The 16,161-nt window shown below is 65.1% G+C and carries 16 protein-coding genes; 12 read left to right on the forward strand and 4 right to left on the reverse strand.

Features of this window, described 5'->3' with window-relative positions:
• Positions 1-148 precede the first annotated feature (148 nt).
• The 4 genes from RPS27_RS00905 (at position 149) to RPS27_RS00920 (ending at position 2,643) form a co-directional block, all read left to right on the forward strand.
• Positions 149-802 carry an ABC transporter permease gene (locus RPS27_RS00905; protein ID WP_409517538.1) on the forward strand — a complete coding sequence of 218 codons (654 nt, stop codon included), beginning with the start codon at positions 149-151 and terminating at the stop codon, positions 800-802.
• Between the two features lie 80 nt (positions 803-882).
• On the forward strand, positions 883-1,635 hold the full coding sequence (locus tag RPS27_RS00910; protein WP_212067321.1) for an ABC transporter ATP-binding protein: 753 nt from the start codon (positions 883-885) through the stop codon (positions 1,633-1,635).
• 235 nt (positions 1,636-1,870) lie between these two features.
• Positions 1,871-2,032: a DUF2934 domain-containing protein gene (locus tag RPS27_RS00915; protein WP_212067320.1), complete on the forward strand. Its 162-nt coding sequence runs from the start codon at positions 1,871-1,873 to the stop codon at positions 2,030-2,032.
• A 332-nt stretch (positions 2,033-2,364) separates the two neighbouring features.
• Complete coding sequence (locus tag RPS27_RS00920) at positions 2,365-2,643, forward strand: DUF2934 domain-containing protein (RefSeq protein ID WP_194404206.1); 279 nt, start codon at positions 2,365-2,367, stop codon at positions 2,641-2,643.
• Positions 2,644-3,019: 376 nt separating this feature from the next.
• On the opposite strand, the gene RPS27_RS00925 is transcribed toward RPS27_RS00920, so the two are convergent.
• Together RPS27_RS00925 and RPS27_RS00930 are read right to left on the reverse strand one after the other, a co-directional pair.
• A complete protein-coding gene (locus RPS27_RS00925; RefSeq protein ID WP_212067319.1) occupies positions 3,020-4,807 on the reverse strand; it encodes a peptide ABC transporter substrate-binding protein in 1,788 nt (595 codons plus the stop codon).
• A gap of 167 nt (positions 4,808-4,974) precedes the next feature.
• Positions 4,975-5,361 (reverse strand): hypothetical protein, encoded by a 387-nt coding sequence (locus RPS27_RS00930; RefSeq protein ID WP_194404204.1) that lies wholly within the window; start codon positions 5,359-5,361, stop codon positions 4,975-4,977.
• 222 nt (positions 5,362-5,583) lie between these two features.
• Between RPS27_RS00930 and RPS27_RS00935 the strand changes: the two genes are divergently transcribed.
• The 8 genes from RPS27_RS00935 (at position 5,584) to RPS27_RS00970 (ending at position 13,486) form a co-directional block, all read left to right on the forward strand.
• On the forward strand, positions 5,584-6,378 hold the full coding sequence (locus RPS27_RS00935) for a MetQ/NlpA family ABC transporter substrate-binding protein (protein WP_211416603.1): 795 nt from the start codon (positions 5,584-5,586) through the stop codon (positions 6,376-6,378).
• A 166-nt stretch (positions 6,379-6,544) separates the two neighbouring features.
• Positions 6,545-7,579 (forward strand): putative FMN-dependent luciferase-like monooxygenase, encoded by a 1,035-nt coding sequence (locus tag RPS27_RS00940; RefSeq protein WP_212067318.1) that lies wholly within the window; start codon positions 6,545-6,547, stop codon positions 7,577-7,579.
• Between the two features lie 34 nt (positions 7,580-7,613).
• Positions 7,614-8,216, forward strand: coding sequence for a CMD domain protein (locus RPS27_RS00945; RefSeq protein WP_409517539.1), 603 nt, complete (start codon positions 7,614-7,616; stop codon positions 8,214-8,216).
• 15 nt (positions 8,217-8,231) lie between these two features.
• Positions 8,232-8,810: an alkylhydroperoxidase domain protein gene (locus tag RPS27_RS00950; protein WP_212067317.1), complete on the forward strand. Its 579-nt coding sequence runs from the start codon at positions 8,232-8,234 to the stop codon at positions 8,808-8,810.
• A gap of 61 nt (positions 8,811-8,871) precedes the next feature.
• Positions 8,872-10,029, forward strand: a complete 1,158-nt coding sequence (locus RPS27_RS00955) for an ABC transporter substrate-binding protein (RefSeq protein ID WP_212067316.1) — start codon at positions 8,872-8,874, stop codon at positions 10,027-10,029.
• 54 nt (positions 10,030-10,083) lie between these two features.
• Complete coding sequence (locus RPS27_RS00960; RefSeq protein ID WP_212067315.1) at positions 10,084-11,907, forward strand: ABC transporter permease; 1,824 nt, start codon at positions 10,084-10,086, stop codon at positions 11,905-11,907.
• Positions 11,907-12,749 (forward strand): ABC transporter ATP-binding protein, encoded by an 843-nt coding sequence (locus tag RPS27_RS00965; RefSeq protein ID WP_212067314.1) that lies wholly within the window; start codon positions 11,907-11,909, stop codon positions 12,747-12,749. The genes RPS27_RS00960 and RPS27_RS00965 overlap by 1 nt, the downstream gene beginning before the upstream one ends.
• Positions 12,746-13,486 carry an ABC transporter ATP-binding protein gene (locus RPS27_RS00970; protein ID WP_212067313.1) on the forward strand — a complete coding sequence of 247 codons (741 nt, stop codon included), beginning with the start codon at positions 12,746-12,748 and terminating at the stop codon, positions 13,484-13,486. Before RPS27_RS00965 ends, RPS27_RS00970 begins: the two co-directional genes overlap by 4 nt.
• A 4-nt stretch (positions 13,487-13,490) precedes the next feature.
• Here RPS27_RS00970 and RPS27_RS00975 read toward each other — a convergent pair whose 3' ends face one another.
• Together RPS27_RS00975 and RPS27_RS00980 are read right to left on the reverse strand one after the other, a co-directional pair.
• Entirely contained in the window at positions 13,491-14,999 is a 1,509-nt protein-coding gene (locus tag RPS27_RS00975) for an ATP-binding protein (RefSeq protein ID WP_212067312.1), read from the reverse strand.
• 103 nt (positions 15,000-15,102) lie between these two features.
• Positions 15,103-15,921 (reverse strand): YkgJ family cysteine cluster protein, encoded by an 819-nt coding sequence (locus tag RPS27_RS00980; protein ID WP_212067311.1) that lies wholly within the window; start codon positions 15,919-15,921, stop codon positions 15,103-15,105.
• Positions 15,922-16,161 lie beyond the last annotated feature (240 nt).

Here is a 16,161-nt window from a genome sequence, read left to right on the forward strand (position 1 = left end):
TGTAAAGCCGATCGCAGAACCGCATCCCCTGGCTTCGGCAATTCAGGGTGGCTTGAACACGTTGTCCAATGCCCTGAGCTGGGCATGGCTCGACACGGTTTGCCAGTATCGGCGCTCGAGGATCGGCCCTCTGTGGGAAACCCTCAACGTGCTCGTGATGCTGCTGGGCCTGAGCGTCGTCTCGTCGGCCATCTTCGGCAGCAGCGTCTCCGACATCATCGCCTATGTCGGTGTCGGAATCATCGTGTGGTCGGCGATATCGGCGCTGGTCATCGAAGGGGGCGGCGTCTTCGTCAGAAATGCCGGATATCTCAGCAATTCCACGCTCGGTCTTGGTCTCTATGTCGGCCGGACCGTCTTCAAGATCATGATCACCTTCGGTCATCACGCCATCATCTATCTGCTCGGCCTCGTGTTTGCGCTGGTCCCGCTCAGCTGGACGAGCCTGCTGGCTATCCCCGGCATCATCCTGCTGTTCGTCAATGGTTTTTGGGTCGTGATGGTGCTCGGCTTCATTTGCGCGCGGTACCGCGACGTCGAGCTGATCGTGCGCAATTTGATGCAGCTTGCTTTCTTCGTGACGCCGGTATTCTGGAATTATCGGCAGATCGCCAGCGACCGGCAGTCTCTCGTCGAATACAACGTGCTGTTCTATTTCATCGAGATCATACGCAATCCACTCCTCGGCGAGGTCCCGCCGCTTGCGCATTATCTGACGGTGCTCGGCGTGACCGTCGCCGGCTATGGCCTCGCCTTCATGGTGTACCGCCGGATGCGCGGTCAACTCGCCTTCTGCGTCTAGAGCATGCCCGAAAAATCGAACATCGGTCTTCCCAGCGGATCATGCTCAACCAAGAGATTCTCACGAGAAACGGCTGACCGATGGCTCATGTTCGTCTGAAGAACGTCAACGTCAGCATCCCGATCTACGACAGCCATGCGCTCCGCCTGATCCGCCTGCCGTCCTTCAGCAATGCCCGGGTCGGCTCCGACTCGGCAAGCCGCACCAACGGCATCATCGTCATTCATGCCTTGAAGAACCTGTCGCTCGACCTAGGAGAGGGCGACCGCATCTGCCTGATCGGCCACAACGGTGCAGGCAAGACTTCCCTGCTGCGGCTGGTTGCCGGAATCTACCCGGCGTCGACCGGTTCGGTGGACGTGAAGGGAAGCGCGTTCACGCTGCTCAGCGGCAGCATCGCGCTCAATGCCGACGCGACCGGATACGAGAACATCAGGCTGATCGCGAATCTCTACAACTGGCCGAGCGACAAATATCAGGACCTCGTGCGCGACATCGAGGAGTTCACCGAGCTCGGCGTCTATTTGTCGTTGCCGACGCGCATCTACTCGGCAGGCATGCAGGCGCGGCTCTCGTTCGCGCTTGCGACCGCCCAGAATCCGGACATCCTGTTGATCGACGAAGGCATTGGCGCCGGCGATGCGCACTTCCAGGAGAAGGCGCACGAGCGCGTGAACCAGTTCGTCAGCCGCGCTCGTATTCTGCTGCTCGCATCGCATTCAAAAGACCTGTGCCGGTTGATGTGCACCAAGGCGTTGGTGCTGTCCAAGGGCGAGGGCGTCTTCTTCGGCGGTGTCGAGGAAGGCTTCGCATTCTATGAGCAGATGGGCTGAAGCAATAGTCCGGGATCGGCGGTGACCTCCGTTCGAGGTACCAGCTGAGGCTCCGCGATGGGGGATCGGCAGCCTTGCCGGTCGCAGAGACGAATGCGCTCACTTTAGGAACTCCGCGCACGGTCGCGGCTTGAATCGGCGGGCCAGAGTCGCCGCCGATTGCTGGCCTGCACGGCCCGCCTCCAAGCCCCCATGCCCCCCCAGGGTGGGCCGTGCGTCACGCGAGGAGAAGCCATTGTCCGACCCGACCGAGCAAGAGATCAGGGAACGCGCGCACCGCCTGTGGGAGCAGGCCGGCAAGCCCGAAGGCCGCGAGGACGAGTTTTGGCAGGCCGCCGAGCAGGAGCTGCGCAACGAGGACAAGTCGAGCACGTTGCGGACGCCGGACACGCTGTGACCGACAAGACCTGCCCATTCTGCCGGGGTCTGGGATGGGTCTGCGAAAACCACCCGCTCCGGGCCTGGAGCGAGAAGCTTGACGGCTGCCGCTGCGGCGAGGGCATGCCCTGCACCTGAAACACGATTGAAGATCCCGAAATCCGCGTGGTGATCGTCGAAGCCGATACGACCTGGCACTAGCGGCGTCGAGCAGATGTGATGGTGCGCAGGGTGGGCTACGCCGTCCGCTAACTCGCGCTGTTGCCGAGGGAACAGACCATCCCGGAAAGGAATTCAGTCTCTGAACAGCACGGGCTCTGACAACAATCCTTTCCCACGGCAGTGTCAGCGGTGGATGAGCAGAAGAAGATCGAGCACCAGATCGAACTCGCGACGCGAGCGGCAGCGCTCGTCAAGGACGAAACCACCGGCCAGCGCTTCAGGAATTTCGCCGACGAGCTGAAGCGCAAGCTCCGCCGCATGATGCGGCGCGGCCAGGTGCGCGCGCGTGCCTACGAGCTCTGGGAGCAGGCGGGACGGCCAGCCGGCCAGGATCTGGAATTCTGGCTCGAAGCGGAACGGCAGATCGAGGACGAGCGCGAGGAGCGGAAGGGCCCGGGCGCTTCATAGGTGCAAGCTGCGCGCGCGATTGGAGGGGCCATTTGCCGCGTTGCAACAAAGAAAAAGCCGCCGGGCTCTCACCAGGCGGCTTCGAAAAGTCCCGAGCTGTCGATCGTCGCCGCAGCCTTACGCGTACCGCCGTTACCTTGTTTGCGGCCATGCACCGTCATAGTAGGCGGAGGCGGGTGATTCTGCTGTGATCTGAACCACACAGTGGACAGATGATGGCGGCGCTGGGAGCGACAAGAGGGTGGCGAGACGAAGCAAAGCTCGGGTGAAATGCACCGCTAGGTCGAAAAGGCGTGTCTGAAGCAAGCCGCCGGCCCGGTTCGGTGCCGCAACGCTCAAGGCGCTGCGGCTTGTTCGGGACACGCGCGTCCAGCCCTCAGGCCCGATACCACGCCGCCAGATTCCACGTAATGGTGTCCCAGCCCGAGATGTCGATCATCAAATTGTTGGCGCCGGCATTGACGATATGGCGCGAGAGCAGCGGCAGGAACACGTGGGCTCCGCAGAAGATCTCGTCCACCTTCATCAGCAGCGCGGCGCGCTTGATGGGATCGAGCTCGTTCTGCGCCGCCTTGTAGGACTTGTCGGCTTCAGGGTCGGCATAGCGCGAATTGTTGCGGCCGAGCCATTTGTTGTCCTTGGTCGCGATCTCCCAGGACACGCATTGATTCAACAATCGCTCCGGATCGGGCTGCGGCTGGGTGGTATTGTACATCTCCATGTCGGCATAGAATTTCGAATAGGTGTCGGGATTGCCGACGTCGGAGGAGAAGAACACCGAGGCGGTGACCGCTTTGATCTCGATCTCGATGCCGGCCTTCTCGCAGGCCTGCTTGATGATGGCCTGGGTCTTCTGGCGCGGGGCATTGGTCGAGGTCTGGAACACATATTTGAGCCTCTTGCCGTCCTTCTCGCGGATGCCGTCCGCCCCTTTCTTCCAGCCTGCTTCGTCGAGGATCTTGTTGGCCTTGTCGATGCTGAACTCGTATGTCAGCTTGGGCGACTTGAACTGCTTCGGTGCGTTGACGAAGCTCGCGGTCGCGACGGCGCCGCGGCCGTAGATGAATTTCTGGATCGCGTCGCGGTCGATCAACAGGTTGATCGCTTTGCGCACCGCCGGATCGGACAGCGTCGGATGCTTGGTCTTGGCGTTCGAACGCTCGCCGTCGACCTCGGTCCACGGGTCGGTCGTGTTGAGGATGATGAACTCGACATTGCCGGAGGGGGTGATGTCGAGCTTGCCCTTGCCGCCCGCTTCCATGCGCTTGAGCACCTCCTCCTCCACCTGCATGTTCCAGGCAAAGTCGTATTCGCCGGTCTGCAGCACGGCGCGCGCCGCGGACACCGCATCGCCGCCGCCCTTGATCTCGAGCGTGTCGAAATGCGGCTGGTTCTTGATGTGATAGTCCGGATTGCGCTCGGCGCGGATCAAATCGCCCGGCTTGAACTCGACGAATCTGTACGGGCCGGTGCCGACCGGCTTCAGATTGCCCGGCGCTTCGCGCGACTTGGCGCCGACATAATCGCCGAAAAGATGTTTTGGCAGGATCTGGCCGACCGAACCGACGAACGGATCGGCCCAGAACGGCGTCGGCGCCTTGAAGATCACCTTGACGGCGTAGTCGTCGATCTTCTCGACCTTGATGTCCTTGTAAGAGCCGGTGGTGTAGGCCGCGGTGGCGAGGTCGCCGGCATACTGCCAGGTAAAGACGACGTCGTCGGCGGTGAAGGGCTTGCCGTCATGCCATTTGACACCCTGCTTCAGCTTCCAGACCACGCTCATGCCGTCGGCCGCGAGGCCGCCGTTGGCCTTAGTCGGGGCCTCTGCGGCAAGGCAGGGGATCAGGTTGCCCTCCTTGTCCCAGCCCGCGAGCGGTTCGAAGAAGACGCGCGAGGCGATCTGGTCCTTGGTGCCGAGCGCGAAATGCGGATTGAGCAAGGTCGGCGCCTGCCACAGCAGCATCTTGAGCGTTCCGCCGCCGCCGGCCTTGGTCGGCTTGTAGGGCAGCGTGGCTTCCGCCATCGCGACGTCGTTCCAGACCAGGATCTGGCTTGCGATCGGGGCCGCGATGCCGGCCGCGGCCACCTTCTGGATGAACGAGCGTCGCGACAGCGTGCCTTGCTTGACCTGTCCGACCAGACCCCGGATTTCATTCTCGTTCATCAGATGACCCTCCACCTCGAAGACAAATCGTCCCTGGCGGTCATCATGTTGCATCATGCGCGAGGCGGCAATGCCGGCAAAGCCGCCCTGCGACGAAATGACGATGGGGACAGCCCGCGCGGGTCACGAGCGGGATCGCCGCGCAGGCCCCTTGACGCGCCGGGCATCTAGCCGATGCTGACCACGCCGATCGCCAGGGCCGAAAGCAGCAATGCCTGGCTCAGCAGCTGCAGCGCCGTGTTCGGAAGCGCCAGCCAGCGCGAGACCCGCTCGGAGAAGGACAAATTCGTGTCGGCGAACAGCGGCTCGAAGCTGTGCCGGAAGAAATGCGGGAACCTGGCGCCGAACCCCGGGGTCAGCAGGGCGTGAAAAGTCGACATCATGGCGACGAAGATGACGGCGCCGAAGGGCTGGCCGACGAACTCGGCCGCGTCGATCAGCTTGATCAGCAGCGCGACGCCGGAATAGATCGGCACGCCCTGAAGCACAAAATAGAGTGCAAAACATTCGAGCCATTTTCGGCCGGTGAGCTTTGGCGTGGCAAGTGCGGTCATGGTCGATTGCTCCTTTGGTTCCGCTGGTGATGTCGCCAATCTTGCGCGCCGGGCGCCGCGTTGCCGTGATGCGCCTCACGCTTTGCGGCCGCCGCGAATTCGTTCCGCGTTTGCCGCCGAATGGAGAACGCGTGCCCGCCCCGAGCATGCAATATGGATTTCCATTTCATTGATTTCGGCCTACGGAGAAGCGAATACGGTTCCAGTCATTTTCGCCGTGCCATGGAGACCAAGATGTCGTTTCGCTTGCCCCTGATCCTCGCAACCTTGCTCGCCGCCTGGTCGGCAGGAAGCTCAGCCGAGACCATCAAGATCGGCGTGACGCCGGGGCCGCATGCGCAGATCCTCGAGGCGGTGAAACCGGTCGCGGCCAAGCAGGGCCTCGACATCCAGCTGCTCGAGTTCTCCGATTACGTGGTGCCGAACGCCGCGCTCGATGCCGGCGAGATCCAGGCCAATTCGTTCCAGAACCAGCCTTATCTCGACAACCAAAAGGCCGACCGCGGCTACAAGATCGAGGCCGTCGGCCTGACCGTGAACTTCCCGATCGGCGTCTACTCGAAGAAGCACAAGGCCTTCGCCGACATTCCCGAGGGCGGCAAGGTCTCGATCCCCAACGATCCGACCAATGGCGGCCGTGTGCTGCTGCTGCTGCGCGACAAGGGCGTGATCAAGCTGAAGGACGGCACCGGCTTCAAGCCGACGGTGCTCGACATCACCGAGAATCCCAAGAAGCTGAAATTCATCGAGGTCGACGCGGCGCAGGCGCCGCGCGCGCTCGACGACGTCGACGCCGCCGCGATCAACACCAATTACGCAACCCAGGCGGGTCTCGATCCGGTCAAGGATCCGATCCTGCGCGAAGACCCCAAGGGCCCCTACGTCAACCTGATCGCGGTGCGCACCGCCGACAAGGACAAGCCCTGGGTCAAGATCCTCGTCGACAGCTACCACACGCCCGAGGTGAAGGAATTCGTTCTCGCCAAGTTCAAGGGCGCGGTGCTGCCGAGCTGGTAGGCAATCTGCCCAGCTCCAGCGCAGTCGCGGGCGATCCGGTGGGCGGCCTTGCGCATGAGCCTTGCTTATGGGCCTTGCTTATGAGCCTTGCGCAATGCCCGCTTGTCTGAAGCAGCAGTAACCGACATCATCGGGGGCCTGGCCATCCCAGCCCGACAGGGGTCGTATGAAACGCTTTGCAAATTTGAAACGCCTGGGGTTCTTCACGCGGCTGCTCGACGAGGCCCCGCCGGCGGACCGCTACCGCTTCGCGGCCGAGCAGATCGTGCGTGCCGAAAAGGCGGGGCTCGATTCCGCGTGGATCGCGCAGCATCATTTCCACGAGCGCGAGGGCGGCCTGCCGTCGCCCTTCACCTTCCTCGGCTACGTCGCAGCACAAACCTCGCGCATCCGCCTCGGCACCGGCATCGTCACGCTGCCGCTGGAGAATGCGGTGCGGGTGGCGGAGGACGCCGCGGTGCTGGATCTCCTCTGCAACGGCCGTTTCGAGCTCGGCGTCGGCACCGGCGGCAATCCCTCGGCTTTCGCCGCCTTCGGCCTCGACAGCGCCCAGCGCAACGAGATTTTCGCCCGCAATCTCGAGGTCGTCCGCACCGCTTTGGTCGGCAGGCCGCTCGATGGCGGTGACACGATCTATCCGCAGCGGCCGCAGCTGGACAAGCGGATCTGGCAGGCGACGTTCTCGGTCGCCGGCGGCGCCCGCGCCGGCAAGGCGGGCGATGGCCTGTTGCTGTCGCGCACCCAGCCGCGCACCAAGGAGGCACCGAAGGCGACGCTCGCCGAGATCCAGAACCCGGTGATCGATGCCTATCTGGAAGCGCTGCCCAAGGGGGCTGAGCCGCGCATCATGGCCTCGCGCAGCGTCTTCGTCGCCGACGACCATGCCGAAGCGATGCGGCTCGCAGACATTGGACTGCGCCGCGCGCTGCCGCAATTCATGAAGGGCGGTCACGCCAAGCCGGGCGAGACGCTGGAGGAAATGATCACGGCGTTCGACACCCATGTCGGCGACGCCGATCACGTCGTCGCCTCGCTGCGGGGCGACGCGACGCTGGAGCGGATCACCGATCTCGTCTTCCAGGTGCATTCGGTCGATGCGCCGCACGCCTGCGTCCTGCGCTCGATCGATCTGGTCGCGGAGAAGGTCGCGCCGGCGCTGGGCTGGACGCGGACGGCGCCCGACGTGGCGCTCGCAGGTTAACCGCTATGAACGCGATCGCGTGGCACGAGGCTGAATGATGGCAACACCAGATATCATCGACACGCTCGCCGGGATCGAGCCCGGCTCGGCTCTGGACGCCATCCGCGCCCGCCGCCTGCAGGCGCGCGACAATGCGCAGAAGAGTTATCTCTCGCTGTTCGAGCCGATCGACGCGAGCGAGTTTTCGCTGGTAGAACGCGCCGCGGTCGCGGCCTTCGTGACCGGGCTGCACGGCGAATCCCCCGTCGCCGCCTTCTATCGCGACAAGCTGGCCGCCAACGCGGATGGCGCGCGCCTGATCGAGGCGATCGACGGCGAGATCGCAGGGGGCAAGACCTCGGGTCCGTATGGCTCGTATCCCGCCGGTCCGCTGTCGATCGAGAACACCGCCGGCCTGATCTATCGCGTGAGCGCGGAGCGCAAGGCTGCCCTCGGTCCGCGGCTCGTCGCGGCCCTCGAACACGCGCATCTCCTGGTGTTCCGGCCGCGCGATGCCGCGTCCGCCGACATGAAGGCGTTGCTGGACGCCGGCTGGTCGGCCACCGGAATCGTCACCTTCTCCCAGCTCGTCGCGTTCCTGTCGTTCCAGCTGCGGGTCGTCGGTGGCCTGCGCACGCTCGCCGCCGCGAACGCATAAGAGGAGGCAGCAATCATGAGCGTCACCGTCAACCCGCCCGTCGTCTTCACCCAGGATGAACTCGGCTGGGTCTCCTGGATCGATCCGTTGCCCGAGGCCGAGCTGACCGGGCGGCATTACGCTGGCCTCGTCGACCGGGCCCGCGCCAAGTCGGAATATTTCCGCCTGCTGGTGCGCGATCCCGAGGTGCTGGAAGCTCGTACCAAGACCGACAAGGACATCTTCTACAACGTCGCCGACGGCCTGCCCCGCGCCGAGCGTGAGCTCGCGGCGGCCGCGACCTCGCGCTATAACGGCTGCATCTATTGCGCCTCGGTGCATGCGCGCTTCGCCAGCACCTATTCCAAGCGCCGCGACGACGTGCAGAAGCTGCTCGATGAAGGCGTCAAGGCCGATCTCGGCGAGCGCTGGAATGCCGTGGTCAAGGCCTCCGTGGCGCTGGCCGCGACGCCGATCGCGTTCGGCCCTGACAATATCGCGGAGCTGCGCCGCGCCGGTCTCGACGATGCCGAGATCGTCGACGTCATCAACGGCGCCTCGTTCTTCAACTGGGCCAACCGGCTGATGCTGTCGCTCGGCGAGCCCTCGAAATAGGCAATATCACCGGCACAAAGACTTGCTGCTTGTTTCAACACCTGAGTGGATGGAGCCGTGCATGAGCAACATCGATCGTCGTACCCTGGTGAAGGGCTCGCTTGCCGCCATGATGGCGGGCGCGGCCTTTTCGCGCGGTGCCTTCGCGCAATCCTCCGAGCCGATTCTGCTCGGCGTCAGCGGCCCCCTGACGGGACCGAACGCGCAATATGGCACGCAGTGGAAGCAGGGCTTTGATCTCGCGCTCGACGAGATCATGGCGGCCGGCGGCATCAACGGCCGCAAGCTCGCTTACCAGTTCGAGGACAGCCAGAGCGATCCGCGCCAGTCGGTGGCGATCGCCCAGAAGTTCGTGTCCGATCCCCGCATCGTCATGGAGCTCGGCGATTTCTCGAGCCCCGCCTCGATGGCGGCATCCCCGATCTACCAGCGCGGCGGCCTGGTGCAGTTCGGCTTCACCAATTCGCACCCTGATTTCACCAAGGGCGGCGACTTCATGTGGAGCACATCGGTCAGCCAGGCCGACGAGCAGCCGCTGCTGGCGGCCTATGCGGTGAAGCGCCTCGGCCTCAAGAAGCTCGCGGTGCTGCATCTCAACACCGATTGGGGCCGCACCAGCCGCGACTATTTCGTCAAAGCCGCCAAGGAATACGGCGCCGAGATCGCGGTGACCGAGGGCTATATCGCGGAAGAGCGCGACTTCCGCTCGACGCTGGTGCGCGTGCGCGACGCCAATCCCGACGGGCTGATCCTAATCTCCTATTATTCCGACGGCGCGCTGATCGCCCGTCAGGCGCGGCAGGTCGGCCTGAAGCAGGTGATGTGCGCCGCAAGCTCGGTCTACTCGCCGAAATTCATCGAGCTCGGTGGCGAGGCGGTCGAGGACGTGCATCTCGGCACGCGCTATTTCCCGCAGGATCCCCGGCCCGAGGTGAAGAAGTTCATCGCCGGCTTCAAGGCCAAGTATGGCGGGCAGGAGCCCGATGCCTTCAACGCCTATTCCTACGATGCGATGAACATGGCCGCCGCCGTCGTCAAGATCGGCGGCACCGATCGCCGCGCTGTCCGCGATGCCTTCGCCAAGGTGAAGGACGTCTCCAGCGTCATCTTCGGCCAAGCGACGTTCGACGTCGAGAGCCGCCGCGTCAAGGGCGCCATGAACGCCGAGCTCGTCGTGCGCAAGGGCCAGTTCGCGCTCTGGGACGGCAAGCCGACCTGACCTGATGGTCCGAGCATTCGCTTCGGCCCGTTCTCCCTTCAGTAGGAAAACTGCGTGTCTTCCTGGCTCGACTACACCATCAACGGGCTGATCGTCGGCAATGTCTATGGGCTCGTTGCGGTCGGGCTCGCGCTGATCTTCGGCGTCAGCCGGCTGATCAACTTCGCGCAAGGCTCGATCTATCTCGTCGGCGCCTATGTCGGCTGGGTCGCTGTAGTGCAGCTGCATACGCCGCTGCCCCTCACCATCATCGTGGTCGCGGTAGCGGCTGCGATCGTCGGGCTGATCATCGAGCGGTTCGGCCTGCGTCCGCTGCAGAACTCGGTGCGCATCGCACCGCTGCTGGCGACGATCGGCATCAGCTTCGTGCTCGATCAGCTGGTGATGCTGACCTTCTCGCCCAATCCGCGCGCGCTGCCGAGCCAGTTGCCGGATGTGCGTTTCCAGGTCGGTGGTGGCACGATCGGGCCTCTTGATCTGCTCATCGCAGGTGTCGGCCTCACCAGCGCGCTCTTGCTGTTCGTGTTCCTGCGCTACTCCAAGCTCGGCTGGGCGGTGCGCGCGGCCTCGCAGGACCGCGACGCCGCGATGCAGATGGGCGTCGACGTCAACCGCGTCAATCAAGCCGTGTTCGGCATCGCCGCCGCGCTCGGCGGCGTCTCCGGCATGCTGGTCGGCATGTACTACAACCAGATCGACACCGCGATGAGCCTGCAGGCGACGCTCAAGGGCGTCGTCGCGGAGGTCGTCGGCGGTGCCGGCAATGTACCGGGCGCGGTGATCGGCAGCCTGCTGCTCGGCCTCGTCGAGAGCTATGGCGTTGCCGTGTTCGGCACCAGCTACCGCAATCTGTTCGCATTCCTGCTGCTGGTCGTCGTGCTCGTGCTGCGGCCGAACGGCCTGTTCGCCAGCGCGCGGCAGGCGCCGCCCGAGCCGCTCACCGGCACCTTCATCGCGCCGAGCCGCCCCGTGCGCATTCCGCGCTGGGCCCTGGCTGTTGCGGCAGCGATCTTCGCGATCCTGCCGCTATTCCCGGTATCGTTCTACGTGCTTCAGACCCTGATCAATGCCTGGCTGCTCGGTATGCTCGCGCTCAGCCTGACGCTGGTCGCGGGCACGATCGGCCAGGTCTCGCTCGGTCACGCCGCGCTGCTCGCGATCGGCGCCTACACCTCCGCGCTGCTGTCGCTCACGTTCTCCGTTCCCGTCGGCCTCGCGATCATCGGCGGCGGCCTGATGAGCGCGGCGCTCGGGACAGCCTTGATCTCACCCTCGTTCCGCCTGCGCGGGCACTATGTCTCGATCGCAACGCTCGCGATCGGCGAGATCGTCTCGTTGGTGATCCTGAACTGGGAGACCGTCACGCGCGGGCCGATCGGCATCTCCGGCATCCCGCCGCTGTCGCTGTTCGGGTACGATCTGATCAGCCCGACCTCGGTCTACTGGTTCAGCTTCGCGGTGATGGTGGTGCTGGCGCTGCTGCAGGGCCGGTTGCTCGGCTCGCATCTCGGCCGCAGTTTCCGCGCCATCCGCGACGATGACGTCGCCGCGCGCGCCTATGGTCTCAGCCTGAACCGCTACAAATCGCTGGCCTTCATCTTCGGCGGGTTCGCCGCCGGAATCAGCGGCGGCATTGCCGCACATCTCTACTCCTACATCAACCACGAGACTTTCAACACGCAGCAATCGATCCTGGCGCTGACCGTCGTCATCCTCGGTGGCCTCGGCAATGTCGTCGGTGCCATTCTCGGGGCGGTGGCGCTGGTCGGCTTGCCCGAGGTGTTCCGGATCGCGGCGGAGTATCGCATCCTGATCTACGGCATCGTGCTGCTGCTGCTCGTGCGGTTCAGGCCGCAGGGCCTGCTGGGGACGATCTGATGGCGGAGCAGCACGTACCCATGCTGTCCCTGCGCGGGCTGACGCGCCGCTTCGGCGGCCTCACCGCCGTCGACGCGATCGATCTCGATCTCGCCAAAGGCGAGCTCGTCAGCATCATCGGCCCCAATGGCGCCGGCAAGACGACGCTGTTCAATCTCGTCACCGGCCTCGACCGCCCCGATGCGGGTACGGTTCACTTCGAAGGCCGGGACATCACCGGCCTGTCGCCGGAGCGGCTCGCGGCCGAGGGCATCGCGCGCACCTTCCAGCTCGGCCGGGTCTTCGGCAATCTCAGCGTGATGGACAACGTCCTGATCGGCGCGCACACGCGCTTGCGTGCGGTGAAGCCGGCCGTGCCGGTGATCGGCCCGCTGCTCGAACTCGGACTGGCGCTGCTGCGGCCCGCGAGCGTCAAGGCGGAGGAAGAGCGGCTACGGGAAGAGGTGAAGGCCATTCTCGCCCGCTTCGGCGAACGGCTGGTGCCGCGCATCGACCAACCCGCCTACAGCCTGTCCTACGCCAACCGCCGCCGCGTCGAGATCGCGCGCGCGCTCGCGTTGAAGCCGCGCCTGTTGCTGCTCGACGAGCCGACCGCCGGCATGAACCCGACCGAGACGGCGGAAATGCAGGGGCTCGTCGCCGAACTGAAGGCGGAAGGGCTGACCATCCTCCTGATCGAGCACAAGCTGGAGATGGTGATGCGCCTGTCCGACCGCGTGATCGTGATGGACGAAGGCAAGAAGATCGCGGAAGGGCCGGGCGAACAGGTGCGGACCGATCTCAAGGTGATCGAGGCCTATCTTGGCCATGGCCTGAGCAAAGAGCAGGAGAGCGCGGCATGATGAATGCGTCGCCCGAAGCGCTGCTGGAACTGTCCAACGTCAACACGTTCTACGGCCAGGCCCAGGTGCATTTTGATCTCTCGATCACCGTCGCGCGCGGCCAGATCGTCTGCCTGCTCGGCGGCAATGCCAGCGGTAAGTCGACCACGATGAAGATCATCCTGGGCCTGGTGAAGCCGCGCTCGGGCGAGGTGAGCTTCGACGGCGCCTCGCTGATCGGCCTCTCCACGCCGCAGATCGTCCGCCGCGGCATTGCCTCGGTGCCGGAGGCGAGGCGATTGTTCGCGGACATGAGCGTGCGCGAGAACATCCTGATGGGCGCCTTCGTGCGCAATGACCGCGATGCGGTGGCGCAGGATCTCGACAGGATGCTGACCCTGTTCCCCAAGCTCGGCCAGCGCCTGTCGCAGCGCGCCGGTTCGCTCTCCGGCGGCGAGCAGCAGATGGTCGCGATGGCGCGCGCGCTGATGAGCAGGCCGCGGATGATCGTGATGGACGAGCCGACCATGGGCCTGTCGCCGCTCTATGTCGACCGCGTGCTGGAGCTGATCCGGACCATCAACCAGGAGGGCGTCTCGGTGTTCATGGTCGAGCAGAACGCCAGCCTCGCGCTCGAAATCGCGCACGAAGCCTATGTGCTGCAGACCGGCAGGATCGTGCTGTCGGGGCCGGCGCGGGCCTTGAAGGACGACCCGCGCATCCGCGACGCCTATCTCGGCGGCTCCGAGGCGGCCTGACGCCTCACGCCGACGCCGCGCGCACGACCGGCTCGGCCGGCAGGTCGTCGCCATTGGGATCACCGGGGGCCGTGGCCCAGGCCAGCTCCACCAGCGTCACGATCCGGCGGCCGCTGCCGTCGATCTGGACCACGATCAGGCCTTGCTCCTCCATATAGCCGAGCAGCCGCTGCGCCCGGCGCAGCGAATGCGAGCCGTAGGCGCGGGCGATCGCGGCGTCGCCGGGGCAGGGCCAGCCTTCCTTGGCGGCACGCGCGATCATCATGAACACGCCCTGCATGTCGTCGGGCAAGATCGACGCGCGCAGCGAGACGTCCTGCCAGGCGTCGTCTTCGGCCAGATCGGTGCCGAGGCCGGCGCGGGCATGGGTCAGCATGCGGCGAAATTCGTTGAGATCGGGCACTGCCGTGCCGAGGCCCTCGATGCGGCAGCGGACCACGAACTCCTGATAGAGCACGCCGATGGCGCGGAAGCCGGCGTCGGGCGCGGCGAGCACGGCCCGCAGCGTACGATCCACGCGCTCGCGCCGCTCGGCGAGCTCCTCGGCACTGACCGGCGCCTCGACCACCTCAGGCTGGATCACCGGTGCGGCCGCCTTTGCGGCGCGCAGCTGCTCCAGCAGATCCGGCGCGGGCCGTCGCTGCGGCCGGCTGGCATCGGGCGGCGGCGCGGCCAGGATCACGGCGCGCATATCTTCAGTGGCCTCCGGCAGCGGCATCAGCCGCGGCGTCGAATTGCGCGGGGAGGTGTCGGTCGGGCCGATGTTCAGGCGCAGCGGACGGCGCGACAGCGCAGGTCCAAGCGCCATGAACTGGCCGCGCTCGAGGTCGCGAAAGGCTTCGGCCTGCCGCCGTTCCATGCCGAGCAGATCGGCGGCGCGCGCCATGTCGATGTCGAGGAAGGTCCGGCCCATCAGGAAGTTGGAGGCTTCCGCCGCGACGTTCTTGGCGAGCTTTGCCAGCCGTTGCGTCGCGATGATGCCGGCGAGTCCGCGCTTGCGGCCGCGGCACATCAGATTGGTCATGGCGCCGAGCGAGAGCTTTCGCGCTTCGTCCGAGACTTCGCCTGCCACCGCCGGCGCGAACAGCTGGGCCTCGTCGACGACCACGAGCATCGGATACCAATGGTCGCGGTCGACGTCGAACATCCCGCCGAGAAACGCGGCGGCGCGGCGCATCTGGTTCTCGGCGTCGAGACCTTCGAGATTGAGCACGGTGGAGACGCGATGCAGCCGCGCGCGCTCGCCGGCAACCTGAAGGCCGCGCTCGGTGTGGTCCTCGGCCTCGATCACGAGATGGCCGAAGCGTTCGGCCAGCGTGACGAAATCGCCTTCGGGGTCGATGATGGCCTGCTGCACCCAGGGCGCGCTCTGTTCCAGGAGCCGCCGCAGCAGATGCGATTTGCCGGAGCCCGAATTACCCTGCACGAGGAGGCGGGTCGCCAGCAGTTCCTCGAGGTCCATGGCGGCCGCGGCGCCCGCCGTGGTCTGCCCCATCTCGATTGCAACTGTCATGCCCGACTCAAGTCCCCGTCATTCGCGGACAGCGGCTTATCAATCCCGCCGCGACGCGTCGAGCGGCATGGCGCTGATCATGCCGCGTTGCCCACGGCGGCGTTCAGCCGTGGTTCGATTGCCGTAGAAGTGCGGGCCGATAGGGGGCTTGCGGATCGTCGTCCTCGTTCTCGGGGATGACGCATGAGCCGAATTCCTGCCTGATCCGCTCCATCTCGGCGATGCGCTCGTGCAATCGCTGCAAATGTTCCGGCGACGTTGCCCGCCAGAACCGGAACGTGTCGGCAGTGAGCGGCACGAAGGCCGTGCCGAACAGCGTCGGCTCGGGAACGACGGTGCGTCCGAGCAGCAGAAAGCGGTCGGCGCCGGAGACGACGAGGGTGGCATAGCCCCGATTTCCGATCCGCTTGATCCCGTTCAGCGACCATTCGGCGAGCTTGCTGAAATAAGGCTCCTCGCGCCAGCGATCAGGGCAATGGTCGTCGACCGTCACGTTCACTGCATCCTGGCTGAAATGCACGATGATGCCCGACTTCGCCGGGAACCAGTCGTCGTCGAGATGCCCCTGCAGCCAGGCGCAGACGAAGGAACGGCACATCTGGGGGCGGCGGTCGTAGATGGTGCAGCCGGTGCCGGTCTGCCAGTGCTTGCAGAGCTGGTTCACCGGCTTGTCGACGGCGGCCACTTCGAGAATGTCGCAGCATGCGTTGCACGATCCGCATTGCCGGGCCAGCGGAGCTGCTTTAGGCACGGCGGTCGCACGAAAGCCCTGGCCGTCGCGGACCAGCAGCTTCTGCTTCTCCAGCGTGTTCAACGCGCGCTCGACCTTGAGACGGGACAATCCGGTCGCGTCGATGAGACTCTTCATGGTTGTCGCGCCGGCCTCCACCGCGCGCACGACCTGCAACGTCGACTGATCCATCTTCGATGACTTGTTCTTTCGCCCATCATCCGGCTGTCGCCGGCAGACCCGGAACCTGCTGTCCGGAACCGGCGTCCAGAGATACTGCCGAGACATCTCGGCAGCCTCCATTAACTAAGGCCAGACGTCGCATGGATGCAAATTTTTCGCAAACAGGCCGGGGCCGAGGCGGACGCGGCTGATCCGGCCGCAATCTTTCCAATGGGCGCGCAGCCGGCAAGCAATACTCGGAACGGCGCG

The organism is Bradyrhizobium sp. WYCCWR 12699 (assembly GCF_032144035.1).
In the GTDB taxonomy this organism is placed as follows: Bacteria; Pseudomonadota; Alphaproteobacteria; order Rhizobiales; family Xanthobacteraceae; genus Bradyrhizobium.

Coding starts and splice junctions, on each gene's coding strand:
- RPS27_RS00910 (WP_212067321.1), top strand. CDS start 883: ATGGCTCATGTTCGTCTGAAGAACGTCAACGTCAGCATCCCGATCTAC.
- RPS27_RS00925 (WP_212067319.1), bottom strand. CDS start 4,807: ATGAACGAGAATGAAATCCGGGGTCTGGTCGGACAGGTCAAGCAAGGC.
- RPS27_RS00930 (WP_194404204.1), bottom strand. CDS start 5,361: ATGACCGCACTTGCCACGCCAAAGCTCACCGGCCGAAAATGGCTCGAA.
- RPS27_RS00935 (WP_211416603.1), top strand. CDS start 5,584: ATGGAGACCAAGATGTCGTTTCGCTTGCCCCTGATCCTCGCAACCTTG.
- RPS27_RS00940 (WP_212067318.1), top strand. CDS start 6,545: ATGAAACGCTTTGCAAATTTGAAACGCCTGGGGTTCTTCACGCGGCTG.
- RPS27_RS00945 (WP_409517539.1), top strand. CDS start 7,614: ATGATGGCAACACCAGATATCATCGACACGCTCGCCGGGATCGAGCCC.
- RPS27_RS00950 (WP_212067317.1), top strand. CDS start 8,232: ATGAGCGTCACCGTCAACCCGCCCGTCGTCTTCACCCAGGATGAACTC.
- RPS27_RS00955 (WP_212067316.1), top strand. CDS start 8,872: ATGAGCAACATCGATCGTCGTACCCTGGTGAAGGGCTCGCTTGCCGCC.
- RPS27_RS00965 (WP_212067314.1), top strand. CDS start 11,907: ATGGCGGAGCAGCACGTACCCATGCTGTCCCTGCGCGGGCTGACGCGC.
- RPS27_RS00970 (WP_212067313.1), top strand. CDS start 12,746: ATGATGAATGCGTCGCCCGAAGCGCTGCTGGAACTGTCCAACGTCAAC.
- RPS27_RS00975 (WP_212067312.1), bottom strand. CDS start 14,999: ATGACAGTTGCAATCGAGATGGGGCAGACCACGGCGGGCGCCGCGGCC.
- RPS27_RS00980 (WP_212067311.1), bottom strand. CDS start 15,921: ATGGATCAGTCGACGTTGCAGGTCGTGCGCGCGGTGGAGGCCGGCGCG.